The organism is Pseudomonas sp. HD6422, from assembly GCF_025377065.1.
Classification (GTDB): domain Bacteria; phylum Pseudomonadota; class Gammaproteobacteria; order Pseudomonadales; family Pseudomonadaceae; genus Aquipseudomonas; species Aquipseudomonas putida_U.
Window position 1 is genome coordinate 221,177 of sequence record NZ_JAHWIW010000004.1, and the last position, 20,879, is coordinate 242,055.

Sequence of the window (20,879 nt, forward strand, 5' to 3'; positions counted from 1 at the left end):
GGCCAAGCCTCTCGACATGTCGTGCATGCCTGATTGTTGTTATCGAAAGAGCGCCGGACGCGACCGCGTCCGGCGGTAGTGCGTTAGCGAATCGGGTCGCGGCTGGGCTGGCCATCGATCAGGCGCAGCAGCCCCAGGGGGTTGGCATCGCGCAGCGCCTCGGGCAGCAGCGCATCGGGGAAGTTCTGGTAGCACACCGGGCGCAGGAAACGGTCGATCGACAGGGTTCCGACCGAAGTGCCACGGCTGTCGGAGGTGGCCGGATACGGGCCACCGTGGACCATGGCGTCGCACACCTCGACACCGGTCGGATAGCCGTTGACCAGCACCCGGCCAGCTTTCTGCTCAAGTACTGCCACCAGCGGTGCAGCCTCTGCGAAGTCATGCGCTTCGCCGATCAAGGTCGCGGTCAGTTGTCCGCCCAGAGCGTGCAGTGCAGCCAGCAACTGGGCCTGGTCGGCCAGCTCGACCACCACCGTGGCGGGGCCGAAGACCTCTTCCTGCAGCAAGGGCTCACCGTCCAACAACAGCTGCACATCAGCCTGGAACAATTGCGGCCAGGCCTGATCACCCTGCTGTTCACCACCCGCAAGATGACGGACGCCCGTCAGCCCCTTGAGCGCGGCCACACCGCGGGCATAACTGGCCAGCGTGCCGCGGTTGAGCATGGTCTGCGGCGCCTGGTCGGCCATCTGCACACGCAAGTGCTCGACGAAGGCACTGAATTCAGGGGAGCGTACGCCCAGCACCAAGCCCGGGTTGGTGCAAAACTGTCCACAGCCCAGCACCACCGAAGCGGCCAATTCTCGGGCCACGGTTTCGCCACGGGCAGCGAGTGCCGCGGGCAACACGAGCACCGGGTTGATGCTGCTCATCTCAGCAAACACCGGGATCGGCTGTGGTCGCGCCGCCGCCATGTCACACAATGCTCGGCCCCCCTTGAGCGAGCCAGTGAAGCCGACGGCCTGGATGGCAGGGTGCTTGACCAACGCTTCGCCGACTGCAGCACCAAAGACCATATTGAAAACGCCCGCTGGCATGTCGCAGCGTTCGGCAGCGGCGACAATGGCTTCGGCGACCCACTGCGCCGTGGCCATGTGGCCGCTGTGCGCCTTGAACACCACCGGGCAGCCCGCGGCCAATGCGGCGGCGGTATCTCCACCTGCTGTGGAGAACGCCAGAGGGAAATTGCTGGCGCCAAATACCGCTACCGGACCCAAGCCCATGCGGCATTGACGGATGTCCGGGCGTGGCAGTGGAGTCCGCTGGGGTTGCGCCCGGTCGATACGCGCACCGGCAAAATCACCCCGACGCAGCACCGTGGCAAATAGTCGTAGCTGGCCACTGGTACGTGCGCGCTCGCCCTGAATGCGGGCAGGTGGCAGTGCCGTTTCACGGCAAACGGTCTCGATGAAATCAGCGCCCAAGGCATCCAACGCCTCGGCAATGGCGTCGAGAAAATCGGCCCGACGTCCAGCGGAAAGGGCCCGGTAGGTTGGATAGGCAGCCGCAGCAGCCAGCGCGGCGGCGTCCACTTCCGCATCCGTTGCCTGATGGAACGCCCCGGGCATCACTTGGCCGGTGCGTGCATCGACACTATGCAATGTGGCCTGACCGGTAGCGCGGCGAACCCCGCCGATGAATTGTTGACCTGCGAATGAAGTCATGGATGCACCCTTGGCGTTGCGAAAGAGATGGGCGCTAATCTAGGCGGCTCTGCGATTCTTGCCCAATGGCTTTTAGGGATCATCCGATAACGCTTTGTTATCAGTTCTCCTGTCCACGTCCCGCATTGGCCACGAGAATCTCGGCAAACTCCAACGCCGCACCGCTCAAGGGCTCGCCTTTGCGAGTCAGGATCCCGTAATCCTGAGGGGTCAGATGCAGCGGCGTGTCGAGGTTGACCAACACACCGCTGGCCAGGTGCGGCTCGACCATCGCCTGGGGCAGCATGCCGATCATCGGTCCGCCAAGCAGCACCTTGAGGAAGGTCTGCATGGAGATGGTATCGATGGTGTTGCGTGGCACCGCCACCCCCGCTTCAGCGAAGGCACGCTCCATGCGCCCGCGAATCGGCGTGCCCTTGGGATAGAGAATCCAGGGCCACTCCAGCAACTGCGCAAGCGTCACCGGCCCAACCGCACTCAAGGGATGCTGATCGTTGACCACGAAGCAGAACGGCTCGGGTGCCAGTGGCTGGAAGTCGAAGCGCTGGTGCTGCGAAACATCGGTAAAGCGGGCCACGGCCAAGTGCAGGTGCTTGTCTTCGAGCATGGCCATCAGGTGATCGCTGGTTTGTTCCACCACCTCGATCGACAACAAGGGTTTGCGCTGCTTGATCTCGACGATGGCATCGGGCAGCGCTACCGCAGTGGCGGCGAAGATGCCACCCACCTTCAAATGACCATGGCCACCCTGGCGCAGGTTGTCGATCTGGTCGACGAAGTTGCGCGCATCGTTGAGCGCGATCTGGGCATAGCGCACCACCTGCTCGCCCAATGCCGTGGGCGGCATGCTTCGAGGCAATCGTTCGAACAGCGCGAAGCCCAGGAGATTCTCGATTTCCTTGAGCATCTTGCTGATCGCCGGCTGGCTGAGATTCATCTGCTGGGCCGCCAGGTGCATGTTGTGCGTGCGCCCCAAGGTATCGATGAGCAACAGGTGCCGAAACTTGAGCCAGTTACAGACGTGGGAGAAGGACAGGTCCGACATGGAATCCACCTTTGGTGCAATAACCTGATGTTATCGAATAGTGAAAAGATGCCATTGGAGTTTATCGCGTGGCTTACCTAGCGTGCAGCTCTCCAGATCCAAAGAGACTTTGATGCCATGCCGATGACGCTCACTCCCGCCAATACCCTGCCCGAGGACGGCCTGACCGGAACCTTGATCGGTCGTGCCTGGACCCCAGGCGAACCTGGCGGTCCTTCGTTGATCACCCTACGCACCGACGGCGTGTTCGACCTGTCAGAGCGCTTCGCCACCCTCAGCCAGTTGCTTGAAAACGAAGATCCAGTGCAAGCGGTGCACAGTACCCCCGGCCGCTTCCTGGGCAGCGTCGAGGCGCTGCTGGGCAACAGCGGCGAAGCGTTCGACGCCAACCAACCCTATCTGCTTGCGCCGGTCGACCTGCAGGTGATCAAGGCCGCGGGCGTGACGTTCGCCGCCAGCATGATCGAACGGGTAATCGAGGAGCAGGCCGGTGGCGATGCCAGCAAGGCCGAGGCCGTGCGCGCCACCGTTCGTTCGGTGATCGGCGATAACCTGCGTGCGGTTCGACCCGGCTCGCAGCAAGCCATGGACTTGAAGGCATTGCTCATCGAGCAGGGCATGTGGTCGCAGTACCTGGAGGTCGGCATTGGCCCGGACGCCGAGGTGTTCACCAAGGCTCCGGTCCTGGCTGCGGTCGGCAGCGGCAGTGCGATCGGTGTGCACCCGCATTCGGCATGGAACAATCCTGAACCTGAAGTGGTGCTGGCGGTGGACAGCCGCGGTCGTATCCATGGCGCGACCTTGGGCAACGATGTCAACCTGCGTGACGTCGAGGGGCGCAGTGCCTTGCTTCTGAGCAAGGCCAAGGACAACAACGCCTCCTGTGCCATAGGCCCATTCATCCGCCTTTTCGACGAAACCTTCGACCTGGACGCGGTGCGCCGTTGCGTGGTCGACCTGGAAGTGGTGGGCGAGGACGGCTACCAACTGCTCGGCAGCAGTTCCATGGACCAGATCAGTCGCGACCCCGAAGACCTGGTTCGGCAGACCTTGAATGACAATCACCAGTACCCGGACGGCTTTGTGCTGTTCCTTGGCACGCTGTTCGCCCCGACCGAGGACCGCGACCAGGCCGGTGCCGGCTTCACTCACAAGCCCGGTGATCACGTGCGCATCGCCAGTCCGCTGCTGGGTCAACTGCGCAACCGGGTCACTACCAGCGACCAGGCCGCTCCCTGGACCTTTGGCCTGACCGCGCTGATGCGCAACCTGGCCGCACGAGGCTTGCTCAAGCCCTGACCTTCAGGGCACCGCCGTACACATAACAACAAGAAGCGAGGCAGAACATGCATACCCCAACCCGGGATACCTCCCCCGATCCCCGTCAACTGCGCCGGGCCATCTATACCGGCGCCATTGGCAGTGCCCTGGAGTACTACGATTTCGCCATCTATGGTCTGGCCTCGGCGCTGGTTTTCGGCCATATCTTCTTCCCATCCCTGGGCACGACGGGGGCGCTGCTGGCCAGTTTCGCCACCTACGGTGCAGGTTTCCTGGCGCGCCCCTTCGGTGGGCTGTTCTTTGGCTCGCTGGGTGACCGCAAGGGTCGAAAACTGGTGCTGTTGCTGACGATCGCCCTGATGGGCACCGCCACTACACTGATCGGCCTGCTGCCGACCGGCGCCACCGGGGCTGTGCTGCTGGTGCTACTGCGCCTGCTACAGGGCTTCGGTGCCGGAGCCGAGCAGACCGGTGCTGCGACCCTGATGGCCGAACTGGCACCCCGTGAGCGGCGAGGGTTCTATGCCGCGCTGCCGTTCATCGGGGTGTTCAGCGGTCTGGCCCTGGCCACCATCACCTTCCGCGTGATGCAGACCTCTCTCACCCAGGAGCAACTGCTCGACTGGGGCTGGCGAGTACCGTTCCTGGCCAGCGTGGTACTTATCTTCATGGCGGTGTGGATCCGTCTGAAGCTCAAGGAAAGCCCGGTGTTTCAACAACTGAGCCAAAGCCAGCAGGTCATCGAGTCGCCCATGCGCGCCGTTCTGCGCAATGCACGCCGTCCCTTGGCAGCGACCACCCTGATGCGCATGGCCGAAACTGGTTGCTCGACGCTCTACGCTACGGTTTCCATTGCTTTCCTGACCGGCTTCGCCAGCCGCCACCTGGGCCAGGACGGTGCCAACCTGGCCAGCGTCGGGACCAACGCCGTGCTGGCAGCCAGCGTGCTCAGCGTGCTGACCACGCCCCTGTTCGGCGCCCTCTCCGACCGCTTCGGCCGGCTGGTGGTGTACCGAGGTGGCGCCCTGTTCGGTGCATTGTGGGCCTTCCCGTCTTGGTGGATGATCGACAGCGGTGATTCGACGCTGGTGTGCATCGCCGTGGTCGGTGGCTTTGCCCTCGCCGCCAACAGCATGCTTGGCGCCCAATGCGCTCACTTCACCGAACTGTTCGGCAACCGCTACCGCTACTCCGGCGTGGCCCTGGCACGTGAAATCGGCGCCATGCTGTCCGGCGGCCTTGCACCGATTCTGGGGATTTTCCTGGTGGGTCTGGCAGGCGGCGCTTATTGGGTGCTGGCCCTCTATACCCTGGCCCTGACTGGCCTGACCCTGATCGGCACCTGCCTGTCGACCGAAACCCGTGGCCGCGACCTCACCGCGCTGGACGATGCGGTGGGCAGCGGTGCTTCCTTCATGCATGGCCCAGCACAAACCGGTGTGCTGCAGCGCTGACCGACGCCGATAAATACAAGAGAGAACCACATGACCGACACCCCGAAACGCCCGCTGCGCAGCCAGCAATGGTTCGATGATCCGAGCCATGCAGACATGACCGCGCTGTATGTCGAGCGCTACATGAACTACGGCCTGACCCGCGACGAACTGCAATCCGGGCGACCGATCATCGGTATCGCCCAGACTGGCAGCGACCTGACGCCCTGCAACCGGCACCACATCGAACTCGCCCAGCGGGTCAAGGCGGGGATCCGCGACGCTGGTGGCATCCCCATGGAATTTCCGGTCCACCCGATCGCCGAGCAGAGCCGCCGTCCCACCGCTGCACTGGACCGCAACCTGGCCTACCTGGGCCTGGTGGAGATCCTCCATGGCTATCCGCTGGACGGCGTGGTGCTCACCACTGGCTGCGACAAGACCACCCCAGCCTGCCTCATGGCCGCTGCGACTACCGACCTGCCGGCCATCGTACTCTCCGGCGGACCGATGCTCGACGGCCACCACAAGGGACAGTTGATCGGCTCGGGCACGGTGTTGTGGCATGCGCGCAACCTGATGGCCGCGGGCGAGATCGACTACGAAGGTTTCATGGAAATGACCACAGCGGCCTCGCCGTCGGTTGGCCATTGCAACACCATGGGCACGGCGCTGTCGATGAATGCCCTGGCCGAGGCACTGGGCATGTCGCTGCCAGGCTGTGCCAGTATCCCCGCCCCCTATCGCGAACGCGGGCAAATGGCCTACGCCACCGGCAGGCGAATCTGCGAACTGGTACTGCAGGATGTACGCCCGTCGTCGATCATGACCCGAGAGGCTTTCGAGAACGCCATCGCCGTGGCTTCGGCCCTCGGCGCCTCGAGCAACTGCCCGCCCCACCTGATCGCTATCGCCAGGCACATGGGTATCGAGCTGTCGCTCGATGACTGGCAGCGCATCGGTGAAGACGTACCGCTGCTGGTCAACTGCATGCCGGCAGGTAAGTATCTGGGCGAGGGCTTCCATCGTGCCGGCGGCGTACCTGCGGTGATGCACGAGTTGCGCAAGGCCAAACGCCTGCATGAGAACTGTGCCACGGTCAGCGGCAAATCCATCGGCGAGGTGGTCAGCGATACCGTTACCAGCAACCGCGACGTGATCCTGCCATTCGAGCAACCGCTCAAGCACAGCGCCGGATTCATCGTGCTCAGCGGCAACTTCTTCGACAGCGCGATCATGAAGATGTCAGTGGTCGGCGACGCCTTCCGCAAGACTTACCTCGCCGAGCCGGGCAAGGAAAACAGCTTCGAAGCCCGGGCGATCGTGTTCGAAGGCCCCGAGGACTACCACGCACGAATCGACGATCCAACGCTGGACATCGACGAGCGCTGCATCCTGGTCATCCGGGGTGCCGGTACCGTGGGCTATCCGGGTAGCGCAGAAGTGGTCAACATGGCGCCACCGGCGGCGCTGATCAAGAAGGGCATCGATTCACTACCCTGCTTGGGCGACGGTCGCCAGAGCGGTACCTCGGCCAGCCCGTCGATCCTCAACATGTCACCGGAAGCGGCGGTTGGCGGGGGCCTGGCGTTGTTGCAGAGCAACGACTGGCTGCGCGTAGATCTCAACCAGCGCCGCGTCGATCTGCTGGTGGATGACGATGAAGTGGCACGTCGGCGAGCGGCCTGGAAACCCAGCCTACCGGCATCGCAGACGCCATGGCAGGAGCTATACCGCCAGCTGGTGGGGCAGTTGTCCACGGGCGGCTGCCTGGAACCGGCGACCCTTCACATGCGCGTGATCGCCCGTGAAGGTGGGATGCCACGCCACTCGCACTGATAGCTGCGCCCTAGCACTTTGCCGAGCAGCCGGCTGCAGCGGACACTTGAACGCCCTCACAAAGGTGAAGTTTCCACGGCAGTTGGCTGGCCGTCCTCGCGGCCAAAGCTCGGCCAAACCTTCCTTCTATCAGCACCTACCTGATAAAACTGCCAGTTTCCTCATAAGCGAAAGGTCTTTTAGGCTCGGATCGTCTTCCCATCCAAGGAAACGTTCCCATGCTCGCTCGTCTTGCCACCACTACAGCGCTGCTGCTCAGCGTCGCCAGCCAGGGTGCAGGCGCTGACGCCTCCGAGCAGGCGGCACGCTCGGTCACCCACCATGTCGCGCCATGCCTGGAGCGGACGCGAATGCCCCCCGGCGACAGCACTTCGCTCTGTCAGGTATCTGGTGTGGTGCGCATTGCCGAGACTCTGGTGTTGGCCAACGACAAACCGATTCCAGGCGCAGGCCCCTCGGCACTGTTCAGCCTGCCTCTGGCAGACGGCAAGATCAGCGACGACACGCCGCCCACCTACCTGCAAAGCCCGGCAATCGAGGGCGCCGACAAGTTCGAAGCGCTGACCGCCACCTCGGACGGCCATTACATCATCGCCAGCACCGCGTTCATGCGAAGCGGCACGAAGAACGATCCACGCGACGACAGGCTGAACACCATCGCCTATTGGCCGGCGGACGCTGCGCAACTGGCGAAGGTCCTGGCGCCCACCACTCGCAGCGGTATCACCAGTTCCATCAGCCTGCGCAAAACGATCGGCGAGGCCGTCGGCTCCGGTTACTTCAAGGTCGAATCGCTCGCGGTCGCTCCCGGTAATCAGCTGGTGATGGGTATTCGCAAGCATGGCAACAGTTCACGCGACTCCGACCACGCATTCCTGCTGATCGCGGCGCCCTTCAGCTTCAACCACAACGTGATGGAACTCACCGGTACCTTCCGCAAGATCCTCGATACCACCCCATCAGTGCCTGGCGAACCACGCCTGATGGGGCTTTCCGGCCTGGTTTTCGACAGTTTCAGCAATGATCGCTTCTATGCAGTGACCAGCATGAAAGACGATCACGGTATTGGCGGCTATCTCTGGGAAGTCCCTTGGGCAAACGGCAAGCCAGGCAAGCCGCGGCTGGTCGAAGGCAGCGATGGTGCGCCGCTGCGCTTCGCCAACAAGCCCGAAGGAGTGACCACCCTCGGCCCGCACCAATTGCTGGTCGTTCATGATGACGATCGGGTGCAGATACAGACCTCGCTCAACGGCATCCCCCATCTACCCAACGAGTTCAGCTACAGCGTCATCTCCTTTTGAGGGGCAGTGCATGCCTGTCTGCAGGTTTCGCTCATGTTCAAACGCGGCTGGCCGACATAGGAAGACCCCTGCCTGGCGGTCATCCGTCGGATATAGCATCAAAGTATTGATGTCATATTGGCAGCATACGATAGTGCTATCTCCAACCTACAGTCGTCGCCACCAACATGAAACCTACACTGCCCTGCCTGGCCGCAATGATGCTGCTCAGTGGGTGCAACGGACTGCCTACCACCTACCTTTCCGACCCTGTCTACGACCAGGCTTTCGTGGTCACCTCAGGACCTCCGCTGCCGATGCTGCTGATGGCCACGGCCATCCAGTGGAATGATGAGTACGCCGTCACCGCCAAGCACACGCCCTTCCTCCGGGGCGTTGTGCACGAAGGCCTGGGCGACCTGGTGTTCTTCAAGCACAAGGCACGCACGGTGCCCGGCTGGCGCCAGTACGTCCCGGGCGAACAGGTCACGGCAGTGGGTTTCAACAGCCTGATGATGCCGGTGCAAGGCAAAGGCCACGCCCTGGCCTCGCTGGTTCGGCTGCAAGGTACTCCGGGCAGCGTCTTCTATTCGGTGCATGACGGCCCGATGGTCAAGGGCATGTCCGGCGGCCCGGTGTTCGCCGACGACGGCAAGGTCGTGGGCATCAACGTCGCCTTCATTCCTACCCGCGAGATCGATGCGCAGAAACGTCCCGATCTGGCGGGCAAGGAGCGCATCAGTGTGTTCATGTCGTATGCCGAAATCGACAAGGAATGGCGGCGCTTCCAGTACTTGCAGGCGAACAAGGCCAAGCCACGGGCGCCCGCTGCGATCCAAGGCTTCGTAGCAGTGGCGAGCAAGCGCTGAGGCTCAGGCTGGATGCTCGGCCCGCGCGGCATCGTCGGCCAGCATGATGCGATTACGCCCGGCACGCTTGGCCGCATACAGGGCCATGTCGGCCGCGTGCAGCCAGGCGTCTGCGTTGCTGAGCCGATCATTGTAAGGGGCCAGTCCGATGCTCAGACTCAGCGATAACTGCGGCAGCGCCGGGTCGTGATACGCCTCGATGGCCTGGCGCAGGCGCTCGAGGATCTCGACTGCCTGCTCGGCGGTGGTCTCGGCCAGCAATACGCAGAACTCATCCCCACCGTAGCGCGCAGCCGGGTCGCGCTTGCGCAGGTGCAGCGACAGCTTGGCGCTGATGATGCGCAGGATGTCATCGCCGACCAAGTGGCCATGCTCGTCGTTGATCCGCTTGAAGTGATCGACGTCGATCAACGCCAGGTGGCTTCTGGCGGCCCCGGCCTGACAACGCTGAAACTCCCGGATCAACAGGCCTTGCCAGGCGCCGTGGTTGCGCAGGCCGGTGAGGCTGTCGGTCTCGCTCAGCCGCGCCAGCGCACGCTTGTGCTGGGCCAGTTGCACGGTGACCTGATAGCAGATCATGCCGATGGCCATGGGATAGATCAGCAAGATCGGCAGACAGGCGAGCATCTGCGCCTGGCTGGTCTGCGGAAACAACGGCGGACCATACAGCCATAACCCGAGGCCGATACCCAGCGCTTGGGCCACCAAGGTCTTGACTAGCATGTGCCAACCACCGGCGGCGATCTTGTCCATGGCGATCATCGACAGGATGATCACACTCGGCAACGGGTTCAGGCCCATTACCCCAGCCCAGCAACCACCGGCAAAACCATCGAAGATCAGGTTGCGCTGCTCAGCGCGAAAGGGATGGCGCGAGCGACGCGCGATCTGATAGGCCAGATGCGGCCAGACGAAACCATGACCCAGCAACAAGCCCCAGATCCACCACTCCGGCGCCAGAGGGGCGATGCCGATCAGCACGCAGAAAAAACCCAGGCCCGTTCCAATGGCACGGGGCACATACATGCGTTTGGCGAAAGAAAGGCCCTTGCCGGTAAGGTCGTTCATCGAGGAAGCTGTCCTTTGACGTTCACCGGACAGGTTGGCGGGCACAAAAGTGCCCATCGGTTCGGCGCTGAAGGCATTCTGACATCACTGGTATCTCACCTCCAGATCGAAGAGACGAAATGCTGCCCCCCCCCTCCCGCGAACCTTCACCCACCCACGGCGTCGGATGCTCGATACCACGCATTTCGAGGCAACTCGTGTGAAAGACATCATCATCCGCAAATATCGCCTGATGCTGAAGACCTTCGGTTACATCGGTTGGTCCTTGTTCTGGTTGCTGCTGTGGGACGTACTGGTCACCATCGACTTCATGCTGTTCTTCAATAGTGAGTTCACCTTGCCGCTGATCCCGCTGACCTTGCTCGGCTCGGCGCTGGTGGTGCTGGTGAGTTTTCGCAACAGCAGTGCCTACAACCGCTGGTGGGAAGCGCGCACATTGTGGGGCGCATTGGTGAATAGTTCGCGCAGTTTCGCCCGGCAGACACTGACGTTGATCGACGACCCCGAGCGCGGCCTCAATCCGGTCAAAGCCACCTTGCTGCGCCGTCACATCGCCTATGTGAACTGCCTGGCAGCGCACCTGAAGGGCGAAAGCTGCCCCGACGAACTGATGGCATTCATTTCCCCGGCAGAGTTCGAGCGTCGCAACAAGTCGAACAACTTCGCCAACGACATTCTTGGCGGTTCCGCCACCTTGCTGGCGCGAGAGTACCAGGCCGGTCGTCTGGACAGCATTCGCCTGGCGCGCTTGGAGTCCACCCTGGTCGACCTGTCCAACGCCCAGGGTGGGATGGAGCGAATCGCCAATACGCCGCTGCCCTATCCCTATGTGTACTTCCCCCGCTTGTTCATCACGCTGTTCTGCCTGATCGTGCCGGTGGGGCTGGTCGAGTCGCTCGGCTGGTTCACGCCGTTGGCCTCGACTGTCGTCGGTTTCATGTTGCTGGCGATCGAGCGAATCGGCACCGACCTGCAGAGCCCGTTTCGCTTCAGTGAACACCAGATCCAGATGGACGCCATCTGCGAAACCATCGAGCGCAATCTGGAATCGATGCAGCGCGAAGCGCAATGCGGCGAACTGGCGCACGAGGGCCCTCCTCAGGCCCTCACATAGCGCTGGCGCAACAGATCGCTGAAGGCGTCCACCAGCAATACCAGTACCAGCATGGCGATGATCACCGTGCTGGCCTGGGCTTCCTGGAACAGGCTCAGGGTGGTATAGAGCATCTGGCCCAAACCTCCTGCGCCGACGAACCCCAGTACGCTGGCCATGCGGATGTTGTTCTCCCAGCGGTACAGGCTGTATGCCAGCAACTGCGGCCAGAGATTGGGCAAAGTGCCGAAACAGAATGCCGTGACCTGCCCGCCGCCCTGCAGGCGAATGGCTGCCGCAGGCTCGGCGGGTGCATTCTCCAGGGCCTCGGCGAACAGACGCCCCAGGACCCCGGCCGTGTGCAGCGCCAGGGCCAAGGTTCCGGCATTCGGGCCAAGTCCCGCGGCCAGTACCGTCAGTGCTGCCCAGACCAGCTCGGGAATGGCGCGCAAGGCGTTGAGCAACAGCCGTGCAGCCGACTGCATCGGCCAACCGAAGCGTCCGGCCGCCGGCAGTGCCAGGAGCATGCCCAACGCCATCGCCAGCAAGGTACCGAGGCCAGACATGGCCAGGGTTTCCAGGGCACCCCGGCACACTGCACGCAGGTGCTCGGCAGACACGTCAGGATGCAGGAAGCGGCCAGCATACTCGCCCATCTGCGCCAGCCCGCCATTGCCGACCAGGGCCTGCAGATCCAGTTCGAGGTAGCCGAACGAAGCCACGACCGCAGCGAGGATCCCCACGATCAGCATCAGGTCGATCACGCGCTTCATGCCAACCTCCCGCGCAGCAAGCGGCTGAGCAGATCGGCCAGCAACACCAGACCGAGAAAGGCCAGGAGCATGCTCGCCACCTCGCCACCGGCGAACATGCGCATCGACAGATCGATCTGCTGCCCCAGGCCACCTGCGCCGACGAAGCCCATCACCACCGAGGCCCGCACCGCGCACTCCCAGCGATAGACCGTGTATGACACCACCTCGGCTGCAGCGCTGGGCAGAATGCCATAGAAGAATGCCGCCAAGCGGCCGCTGCCGGCCTGCAGCAAGGCATGCGCCGGACGCTGGTCGACCGACTCGAAGATCTCGGCGTACACCTTGCCCAGCATGCCGCTGTAGGTGATGGCGATGGCCAACACCCCGGCAGTTGGCCCCAGCCCCACCGCACGTACGAACAACAGCGCCCAGACGATCTCGGGCACGCTGCGCAGGAAGATCAGCAGGCACCGTACCGGCAGGCGCAGCAAGCGTGACCACGGTCCGGCACGGCCACCGCGAGAGGCAGCGCGCAACGACAGCGCACGGCTGGCCAACAGACTGGTGGGAATCGCCAGCAACAGCGCCAGCGCCATGCCGGCGGTCGCCACGGCCAAGGTCTGCAGGGTTGACTGGTACAACAGCTCGAGGAACTCGGCATTGTGCGCCGGCGGCCAGAAAGCGCCGGTGAAACTGGCGATCTGCTGACGGTTTTCTGCCTGCAGCAACACCCCAGGGTTCAATTCGCTCAAACGTAACCCAGGCCACAACAGGGCCAAGGCCAGCAGGGTCAACAGCAGACGAGGCAGCGCCGCCGGATCACGGGCGTCGGCTTTCAGCATCGCGGAATCTGCACGGTCAGGGTCGGCCCTTGGACTGGCGGCGAGGCCAACTGCTCGTTGGCATACAGCGCATCGAGCAAGGCCTCGGTCACCGCCTCGGCCGGGCAGTCGAATGCCACCCGGCCTTCACGGATGCCGATGACCCGAGGAAAGTGGGCCAGGGCCAGGTCCACCGCATGCAGGCTGGCCACCAGCGTTACACCATTGGCTTGGGCGTGGCGGTTGAGCAACGCCAGACTGTGGTCGGCCAGCACCGGGTCCATGGCCGAGACCGGCTCGTCGGTCAGCAAGATCTCGGGGCGCTGGTAAAGCGCTCGGGCGATGCCGACCCGCTGCAATTGACCGCCGGACAACTGCCCGCATTGTACGAACAGCTTGTCGGCCAGGCCCAGTTCGGCCAACACCTGGCGTACGCCGGGCACGTCGGTGGGATACACCAGGTTGAGCAACCCACGGGCCATGCTCCACTGCCCCAGGCGCCCCGCCAGCACCGCCGTCACCACGCGCTGACGCGCAGGCAACGGTGGCGCCTGGTGCACCAGGCCCACACGGGCGCGCAGGCGTTGCCGGGCGCCGGACGAAATACCCCAGGGCTGCTCACCGAACAGCTCCAGGCGCCCACTGCTGGGCTGCACGGCAGTGGCCATCAGGTGCAGCAAGCTCGATTTGCCGGCCCCCGACGGACCGATGATCGCTACCCGCTCGCCCTGTTCGACTCGCAGGCTCACACCCTCGAGCGCGCGGACCTGGCCGTGGCGCAGGCCGGCGCCTTGTACCTGGATAGTCACTTGAGCAGGCCAGCCTCACGTGCCGCCTGCTCGGTGCCCAGGTAGTTCTCCGGCTTGGTCTCGATGAAGCGACTGGCAGCCTGCAGGTCGAGGATCGCCTTCTGCTCCGGGTTGGCCGGGTCGAGGTCGAGGAAGGCTTTCTTGATCTTTTCCTTCAGCGCCGGATCCATGTTGCCGCGCACGGTCCAGTTGTAGTCGTAGTAGGTTGGCGTGGTAGCGAACACCTTGACCTTGCTGGTGTCGACCTTGCCGGCATCGACCAGCTTCTGCCACACGCTGGCGTTGAGCACGCCACCGTCGACCTTGCCGGCCTGGACCCAGGCCGCGGTGGCATCGTGCGCCCCGGAATAGGCAACGCGACTGAAATAGGTTTCCGGTCTGATGTCGTTTTCCTTGAGCATGAAGTAGCGCGGCATGAGGCTGCCGGAGGTCGAGGAAATCGAGCCGAAGGCGAACGACTTGCCCTTGAGGTCGGCCAGGCTCTTCACGTCCGGGTTGGCGGTGATGAACTTGGAGGTGAACTGCGCGTCTTGCTCACGCTGGACCAACGGCGTAGCGGTAGGATCCTTCAGGTGTACCTGGACGAAGGTGAAGCCGCCCAGCCATGCCATGTCCAGGCGATTGCTCGCCAGCGACTCGACCACCGCCGGGTAGTCGGCCACCGGAACGAACTTCACGTCCATGCCCAATTGCTTGGACAGGTACTCGCCCAGCGGCTTGAACTTGCGCAGCAGCTCAGTCGGCGCTTCGTCAGGGATGGCACTGACACGCAGGGTGTCGGCAGCCTGGGCGACAACGGCACAGCAGGACAGCACGAGGCCGGCGGCGAGCGCCAGAGGGCGTTTGAGCATGGAGGTTCTCCGGTTCAATAGCGGGGAAAGTGCCGGCAACGCGCCGACGTGGGGAATTATAAGAGCCACGGGCACAAAGGCCAGCTTTGCTACAATCGCGCAATCATTTACCCCCCTGAGGTGCGTATGAGCGAGCCGATTCGCCTGACCCAGTACAGCCACGGTGCCGGCTGTGGCTGCAAGATTTCCCCCAAGGTACTGGACGTGATCCTCGCCGAGAGCGGCGCCCAAGCCCTCGACCCGAAACTGTGGGTCGGCAACGCCTCGCGTGACGACGCTGCCGTCTACGCCCTGGACGATGAACGTGGAGTGGTCTCGACCACCGACTTCTTCATGCCGATCGTCGATGATCCTTACGATTTCGGCCGCATCGCCGCCACCAATGCCATCAGCGACATCTACGCCATGGGTGGCGATCCGTTGATGGCCATCGCCATCCTTGGCTGGCCGGTCAACCTGCTGCCGCCTGAGGTCGCCCGCGAAGTGATCAGAGGCGGTCGTGCCGTGTGCGCCGAGGCCGGCATCCCGCTGGCGGGTGGCCACTCGATCGATGCGCCCGAACCCATCTTCGGCCTGGCCGTCACCGGCGTGGTCAGCAAGCGTCACCTCAAGCGCAACGATACGGCCACTGCCGGCTGCCGCCTGTATCTGACCAAGCCGCTGGGCATCGGCATCCTCACCACTGCCGAGAAGAAGGCCAAGCTGCGTGACCAGGACCAGGGCCTGGCCCGTGACTGGATGTGCACCCTCAACACCCCCGGCAGCCGCTTCGGCAAGCTCGACGGGGTCAAGGCGATGACCGACGTGACGGGTTTCGGCCTGCTCGGCCACCTGGTCGAACTGGCCGAGGGCAGCGCCCTGACCGCAGTGCTCGACTACGCCGCGGTCCCCCGGCTGCCGAGCGTCGACCACTACCTGGCCGAAGGCTGCATCCCTGGCGGCACCCTGCGTAACTTCGACAGCTACGGGCACAAGCTCGGCGCCTTGAGCGATGAACAGAAGCATCTGCTGTGCGACCCACAGACCAGTGGCGGTCTGCTGGTGGCCGTGACGCCGGAAGGCGAAGCCGAGTTTCTTGCCGTGGCCGCTGAGCTGGGTCTGCAACTCTCGCCGATCGGCCAGTTGGTCGAGCGACAGAGCCACGCAGTCGAGGTGAACTGATGCGCCCTGACTGCACCGATTTCCGCCAGTTGTTCCTCGACGACGCGCCGATGATGGACATGCGTGCCCCGATCGAATTCGCCAAGGGCGCCTTCCCCGGCGTCGTCAACCTGCCGCTGATGACGGATCAGGAACGGCAGAAGGTCGGCACCTGCTACAAGCAGCAGGGCCAGGCGGCCGCCATCACCCTCGGCCACCAATTGGTCAGCGGGGCCACCAAGCGTGAGCGCCTGCATGCCTGGGCCAGCTTCGCCAAGGCCAACCCCAACGGCTACCTGTATTGCTTCCGCGGCGGCCTGCGTTCGCTGATCGTGCAACAGTGGCTGCGTGATGAAGCCGGCATCGATTACCCACGCATCAAGGGCGGCTACAAGGCGCTGCGTACCTTCCTGCTGGAAACCACCCAGCAGGCCGTGGAGCAATGCGATTTCGTCCTGGTCGGTGGCCTGACCGGCACCGGCAAGACCGATGTGCTGCACCAGTTGAATAACGTGCTGGACCTCGAAGGCCACGCCAACCACCGCGGCTCGAGCTTCGGCAAGCGCGCCACCGCGCAACCGGCGCAGATCGATTTCGAGAACAAGCTGGCCATCGACGTGCTGAAGAAACGCGCCCGCGGCATCGAGCAGTTCGTGCTCGAAGACGAAGGGCGCATCGTCGGCAGTTGCTCGGTGCCGCTGGAGCTTTACCAGGGCATGCAGCAATACCCGCTGGTATGGTTGGAAGACAGCTTCGAGAACCGCGTCGAGCGCATCCTGCGCGACTACGTGATCAACCTCTGTGCCGAATTCGTCGATGTGCACGGCGAGGAAGACGGCCGCCGACTGTTCGCCGAGCGCATGCTGCAGAGCATGAACAACATCCATAAACGCCTGGGCGGCGAGCGCTTCCAGCGACTGTCCGAGATCCTTGGTCAGGCCTTGGACGAGCAGCAGCGCAGCGGTGCGGTGGACTTGCACCGGGGCTGGATCGAAGGCTTGCTCAAGGAATACTACGACCCGATGTACGCCTACCAGCGCCAGGCCAAGGCTGAGCGCATCGAGTTCGCCGGAGATGGCGTCGAGGTCCGCGAGTACCTGAAGGCGCGCGCCTTGCGCGCGCCGCGGTCGAACTAGCAGGGCGGCCTCGCAGCCTATCGCCGGCTATCCGGCGATAGGGCACGCACAGCCATCGTCACTGCCCTGGGCTCAACACGCGCTCGAGCTCCGCGCCGCGCTCACGCGTCATGTCCAGCACGCACATGCCGCCCTCCAACTGTGCCAGGGTCCCGCCGCTGGCCTGGACATGAAAGGCGCAGTTGCCGTCGCGATAGGCCACCCACTGCCGTTGCACAGCCCGCAGGCTTTTCTTCGGCCCGGGCTCGAGCTTGGCCATCAGTTGCTTGTACACGCGGTTCAGCCGCTCATCTTGCAGCGCGGTCTCGGCTTTGATGCAACTGCCCATGGCCACGGTGCTGGAAGCCTTGTCCATGCACGCGGTGTAGGTCGATGAGTTGTCCTCGGCCAGAGCCAGCGGTGCCAGGCAGGCCAGCGCAAGGCCAATCAGATGTCGTCTGTCCATCGAGTCTCGCTCCTGTTGAATGCTCAGAGTGTCTGCGGTTGCTCCGGCGGCATCAGCACCTTGCCCGGCTCGAAGCGTAATGACGGCATCTGCGTGGCGGCATACAGCGTGACCGCCAGGGAGGCGATCAACACCACGTCGAGCCAGTGCCAGCCCGGCACCTCGTCGGCGCGGCGTGCCTTCCAGCATTGCCAGGCCTGGCCGGCGCAGAACACCAACATCGCCAACAACCACAGCTGGAAACCGAGGCCGAAGCCGGTGACGTCATGGAATTCGTAGCTCTGGTTGTCGGGCAGGCGCTCGATGCCCAGGCTGCTGGCGGCCAGGTACAAAGCCCCCAGCCCAAACACCAGGGCCAACCGCCGAAAGCGTCGATGGGACAGGATCGCCAGAGCCAGCATGGGGTTGGCAAACCACTGCCACAGCCCGAAGGGCACGCCCCAAGGCCCGTACAGCAGCATCTGCAAGGCGGGCATGTGCCGCCCACCCCCCATCAGCGCACCGTCGAACGCCAGGCTGAGCAGGTACAAGGCTAGGCTGATGGCGATGTAGAAAGCTGGCAAACGATTGCTCCGCGACAGGCCGTGAAAAGGTCGACCATACAGTACGACATCCTCAGGCGACAGGCGGTTCGAGCAATAGTCCGTAGATGCCTGAATCGGACAGCTCGCCGGCGACGCACCAGCGCGCCCGCAATGTGCCTTCGAGGACGAAGCCCTGCCGTTCCAGGGTGCGTGCCGAGCCATGGTTGCGCGGATCGATCTCGCCCTCCAGGCGGCGCATGTGCAGGGTATGAGCGAGGTAGTCGATGAAGCAGGTCAGCGCCTCATCCATGTAACCCCTACCCTGCACCGCGCTGGCCAGGCAGTAGCCGATTTCGCCACGCCGGGAAACGTCATCGATGTTGAACAACTGAACCATGCCGATCAGCTCGCCATTGTCGCGACGGTACATGCCGAGCTTGAGCTGCTCGCCGTTGGCGTAAGCCTGGCGGTCGGCGGCCAGGGCGCTCTGGGCCTCGGCCAAGTCCTTCCAGGGCGCATGGTGCCAGTAACGCATGACCTCGGGGTCGGCCATGATCGCCAGCCACTGCGCGGCATCGGCATGACGCATGGGCCGCAATTGCAGGCGTGGGCTGTCGAGGCAGAGGTCACTGGGGAAACTGCGGGGTGGGGTCACGCCGGATCTCCTGTCCATGGCTGGGGAGATGACATCTTAACGTCATGTGCCGGGTTCTAGCACCCAATCCCGGCACGCCGGCGGTTGGCCTGGTCAGGCCACCTCCGCCCCGTCATCCGGCCAATGCGGCTCGTTGGCCCCGGGCGGGGTCAGCGGTGGCAGGCCGTAGGCTGCCCGGGCGTCATCGCAGCTTGGATTGTGCACCCCGCCCTCCCAGGACGCCTCGAACTCGCGGCACGGACTGGAGCGGTTGGCGTAGATGGTGCACGCCACCTCCTTACCGATCTCGCCCTGCAGGCTGATGCAGCGACAAGGCTTGGCGTCGGTGCCGATCATGGCGACACGGGTAGGGTTGATCTGCACCACCAGGTCATCTGGCACGAGGCCCCCGGCAGACTGGCATTCGCCCCAAAAGAAGGACACACGGAAAAACCCGCAGCAGGCGCCGCAGTCAAGGCAAGGGTTGTATTCGGACATGATGGCACGGAGGGAAGGTTGTTGTTATCGGGGCTTGCCCGCGGCGCCATTTGTAATCCAACCGAGGTCGGCTGAGAAGAGGGGTCATGCAAAAAAACATTGCCGCCTATCCGGCGGCGAAGGGGCCGGCCGGCGGCCCCCGCGAACCGGGTTACTTGCGGCTCAGGCCATCGGCCCGGAACATCTGCCGGATACCGCGGATAGCCTGGCGGATACGGTCCTGGTTCTCGATCAGGGCGAAGCGCACGTGGTCGTCGCCATAGTCACCGAAACCGATGCCCGGCGACACGCAGACCTTGGCCTCGGCCAGCAGCTTCTTGGAAAACTCCAGCGATCCCAAGTGGGCGTACTGCTCGGGAATCTTGGCCCACACGTACATCGACGCCTTGGGGTTCTCGACCATCCAGCCCAGCTCATGCAGGCCTTTGACCAGCAGGTTGCGGCGCTGACGATACTGCTCGGCGATGTCGCGCACGCATTGCTGGTCACCTTCCAGGGCGGCGATGGCCGCGACCTGCAACGGCGTGAAGGTGCCGTAGTCGTGGTAGCTCTTGATCCGCGCCAGGGCGCTCACCAGTTCGGGGTTGCCGACCATGAAGCCGATACGCCAGCCGGCCATGTTGTAGCTCTTGGACAGGGTGAAGAACTCCACCGCGATGTCCTTGGCGCCGGGCACCTGCATGATCGAAGGCGCTTTCCAGCCGTCATAGACGATGTCGGCGTAGGCCAGGTCGTGCACCACCAGTACATCGTACTGCTTGGCCAGGGCCACCACGCGCTCGAAGAAATCCAGCTCCACGCATTGGGCGGTAGGGTTGGAGGGGAAGCCCAGGATCATCATCTTCGGCTTGGGAATCGACTCGCGGATCGCCCGCTCCAGTTCGTTGAAGAAATCCACGCCTGGCACCAGGGGCACCGAGCGCACCTGGGCGCCGGCGATCACCGCGCCGTAGATGTGGATGGGGTAGCTGGGGTTGGGGACCAGCACGGTGTCCCCATGGTCGAGGGTACCGAGCATCAGGTGCGCCAGGCCCTCTTTCGAACCGATGGTGACGATGGCTTCGCTTTCCGGGTCGATAGCGACGTCATAGCGCTCCTTGTACCAGTTGGAGATCGCACGGCGCAGACGCGGGATACCGCGCGAGGTGGAATAACCATGGGTGTCGTCACGCTGGGCGACCTGCACGAGCTTTTCGACGATGTGCGGCGGCGTGGCGCCGTCGGGGTTGCCCATGCTCAGATCGATGATGTCCTCGCCACGGCGGCGGGCGGCCATCTTCAGTTCGGCGGTGATGTTGAATACGTAAGGCGGGAGACGATCGATGCGCGCAAAGCGGCGCGGCGAACCTGGGTTGGCCATGATTTCCTCTGGAGACGTAAGCGCCCGGAACCGTCCGAGCGACGCTGGCCGATGTGGCGGCCTGGATCAGAAGATAATGCTGAAATAGGATTTCTGTAAAGGTTAATTTCCTGTTTTATTAGACCTTTTTAGATGAATGATGTGTAAATTCAGAATCCATGTTTTCAGTAGCGGGTTTGGCTTGGCATTGAGATTGGGAACGGTCCAATTTGTGTAGCGGCGCTATTGGCCCCTTCCGCCTTTACGGCGGCCTACTTAATGAGATGGTCACCCCGGCACCCTGCGAGGCGTACGCTTTCGCAGGGTGCTTTTACTTCGGAGACCATCATCA

The 20,879-nt window shown here is 63.5% G+C and carries 20 protein-coding genes; 8 read left to right on the forward strand and 12 right to left on the reverse strand.

Annotation, left to right across the window (positions count from 1 at the left end; translation table 11 throughout):
• Positions 1-83: 83 nt before the first annotated feature.
• Both KY379_RS04530 and KY379_RS04535 read right to left on the reverse strand, forming a co-directional pair.
• Complete coding sequence (locus KY379_RS04530) at positions 84-1,667, reverse strand: aldehyde dehydrogenase (NADP(+)) (protein ID WP_196171886.1); 1,584 nt, start codon at positions 1,665-1,667, stop codon at positions 84-86.
• Positions 1,668-1,767: 100 nt separating this feature from the next.
• Positions 1,768-2,712 (reverse strand): LysR family transcriptional regulator, encoded by a 945-nt coding sequence (locus tag KY379_RS04535; RefSeq protein ID WP_133326539.1) that lies wholly within the window; start codon positions 2,710-2,712, stop codon positions 1,768-1,770.
• Between the two features lie 117 nt (positions 2,713-2,829).
• Here KY379_RS04535 and KY379_RS04540 point away from each other — a divergent pair, with 117 nt between their 5' ends.
• The 5 genes from KY379_RS04540 to KY379_RS04560 all read left to right on the forward strand — a co-directional run bounded on the left by KY379_RS04540 (position 2,830) and on the right by KY379_RS04560 (position 9,414).
• The gene (locus tag KY379_RS04540) at positions 2,830-4,011 is read left to right on the forward strand and encodes a fumarylacetoacetate hydrolase family protein (protein ID WP_133326541.1); all 1,182 of its coding nucleotides are present in this window, start codon (positions 2,830-2,832) and stop codon (positions 4,009-4,011) included.
• 47 nt (positions 4,012-4,058) lie between these two features.
• Positions 4,059-5,447 carry an MFS transporter gene (locus tag KY379_RS04545; protein ID WP_261239104.1) on the forward strand — a complete coding sequence of 463 codons (1,389 nt, stop codon included), beginning with the start codon at positions 4,059-4,061 and terminating at the stop codon, positions 5,445-5,447.
• A 30-nt stretch (positions 5,448-5,477) separates the two neighbouring features.
• Positions 5,478-7,265, forward strand: coding sequence for an IlvD/Edd family dehydratase (locus tag KY379_RS04550; protein ID WP_261239106.1), 1,788 nt, complete (start codon positions 5,478-5,480; stop codon positions 7,263-7,265).
• Between the two features lie 218 nt (positions 7,266-7,483).
• Complete coding sequence (locus KY379_RS04555) at positions 7,484-8,566, forward strand: hypothetical protein (protein ID WP_261239108.1); 1,083 nt, start codon at positions 7,484-7,486, stop codon at positions 8,564-8,566.
• 200 nt (positions 8,567-8,766) lie between these two features.
• A complete protein-coding gene (locus KY379_RS04560) occupies positions 8,767-9,414 on the forward strand; it encodes a serine protease (protein ID WP_261239123.1) in 648 nt (215 codons plus the stop codon).
• Between the two features lie 3 nt (positions 9,415-9,417).
• Here the strand turns inward: KY379_RS04560 and KY379_RS04565 are convergent, their stop codons facing one another.
• Complete coding sequence (locus KY379_RS04565; RefSeq protein ID WP_261239110.1) at positions 9,418-10,482, reverse strand: diguanylate cyclase; 1,065 nt, start codon at positions 10,480-10,482, stop codon at positions 9,418-9,420.
• A gap of 199 nt (positions 10,483-10,681) precedes the next feature.
• Between KY379_RS04565 and KY379_RS04570 the strand changes: the two genes are divergently transcribed.
• Positions 10,682-11,596: a bestrophin family protein gene (locus tag KY379_RS04570; protein ID WP_133326595.1), complete on the forward strand. Its 915-nt coding sequence runs from the start codon at positions 10,682-10,684 to the stop codon at positions 11,594-11,596.
• On the opposite strand, the gene phnE is transcribed toward KY379_RS04570, so the two are convergent.
• Genes phnE through KY379_RS04590 form a run of 4 tightly spaced genes read right to left on the reverse strand, consistent with a single transcriptional unit; the run spans position 11,581 to position 14,811 of the window.
• Positions 11,581-12,348, reverse strand: coding sequence for a phosphonate ABC transporter, permease protein PhnE (gene phnE / locus KY379_RS04575; protein WP_133326551.1), 768 nt, complete (start codon positions 12,346-12,348; stop codon positions 11,581-11,583). The genes KY379_RS04570 and phnE overlap by 16 nt on opposite strands.
• Positions 12,345-13,172, reverse strand: coding sequence for a PhnE/PtxC family ABC transporter permease (locus tag KY379_RS04580; protein ID WP_261239112.1), 828 nt, complete (start codon positions 13,170-13,172; stop codon positions 12,345-12,347). Before KY379_RS04580 ends, phnE begins: the two co-directional genes overlap by 4 nt.
• Positions 13,166-13,960, reverse strand: a complete 795-nt coding sequence (locus tag KY379_RS04585; protein ID WP_133326555.1) for a phosphonate ABC transporter ATP-binding protein — start codon at positions 13,958-13,960, stop codon at positions 13,166-13,168. The genes KY379_RS04580 and KY379_RS04585 overlap by 7 nt, the downstream gene beginning before the upstream one ends.
• Entirely contained in the window at positions 13,957-14,811 is an 855-nt protein-coding gene (locus KY379_RS04590; RefSeq protein WP_133326557.1) for a putative selenate ABC transporter substrate-binding protein, read from the reverse strand. Before KY379_RS04590 ends, KY379_RS04585 begins: the two co-directional genes overlap by 4 nt.
• 126 nt (positions 14,812-14,937) lie before the next feature.
• Between KY379_RS04590 and selD the strand changes: the two genes are divergently transcribed.
• Together selD and mnmH are read left to right on the forward strand one after the other, a co-directional pair.
• A complete protein-coding gene (gene selD / locus KY379_RS04595; protein WP_133326559.1) occupies positions 14,938-15,972 on the forward strand; it encodes a selenide, water dikinase SelD in 1,035 nt (344 codons plus the stop codon).
• Positions 15,972-17,087 carry a tRNA 2-selenouridine(34) synthase MnmH gene (gene mnmH / locus KY379_RS04600; protein WP_133326561.1) on the forward strand — a complete coding sequence of 372 codons (1,116 nt, stop codon included), beginning with the start codon at positions 15,972-15,974 and terminating at the stop codon, positions 17,085-17,087. The genes selD and mnmH overlap by 1 nt, the downstream gene beginning before the upstream one ends.
• Before the next feature lie 58 nt (positions 17,088-17,145).
• Here mnmH and KY379_RS04605 read toward each other — a convergent pair whose 3' ends face one another.
• The 5 genes from KY379_RS04605 to alaC all read right to left on the reverse strand — a co-directional run bounded on the left by KY379_RS04605 (position 17,146) and on the right by alaC (position 20,548).
• Positions 17,146-17,532, reverse strand: a complete 387-nt coding sequence (locus tag KY379_RS04605) for a lysozyme inhibitor LprI family protein (RefSeq protein WP_133326563.1) — start codon at positions 17,530-17,532, stop codon at positions 17,146-17,148.
• 23 nt (positions 17,533-17,555) lie between these two features.
• Positions 17,556-18,095, reverse strand: a complete 540-nt coding sequence (locus KY379_RS04610; RefSeq protein ID WP_133326565.1) for a hypothetical protein — start codon at positions 18,093-18,095, stop codon at positions 17,556-17,558.
• Between the two features lie 52 nt (positions 18,096-18,147).
• On the reverse strand, positions 18,148-18,711 hold the full coding sequence (locus KY379_RS04615) for a GNAT family N-acetyltransferase (RefSeq protein WP_133326567.1): 564 nt from the start codon (positions 18,709-18,711) through the stop codon (positions 18,148-18,150).
• Between the two features lie 93 nt (positions 18,712-18,804).
• Positions 18,805-19,188: a YkgJ family cysteine cluster protein gene (locus KY379_RS04620; protein ID WP_133326569.1), complete on the reverse strand. Its 384-nt coding sequence runs from the start codon at positions 19,186-19,188 to the stop codon at positions 18,805-18,807.
• Between the two features lie 151 nt (positions 19,189-19,339).
• The gene (gene alaC, locus KY379_RS04625; RefSeq protein ID WP_133326571.1) at positions 19,340-20,548 is read right to left on the reverse strand and encodes an alanine transaminase; all 1,209 of its coding nucleotides are present in this window, start codon (positions 20,546-20,548) and stop codon (positions 19,340-19,342) included.
• Between the last annotated feature and the right edge of the window lie 331 nt (positions 20,549-20,879).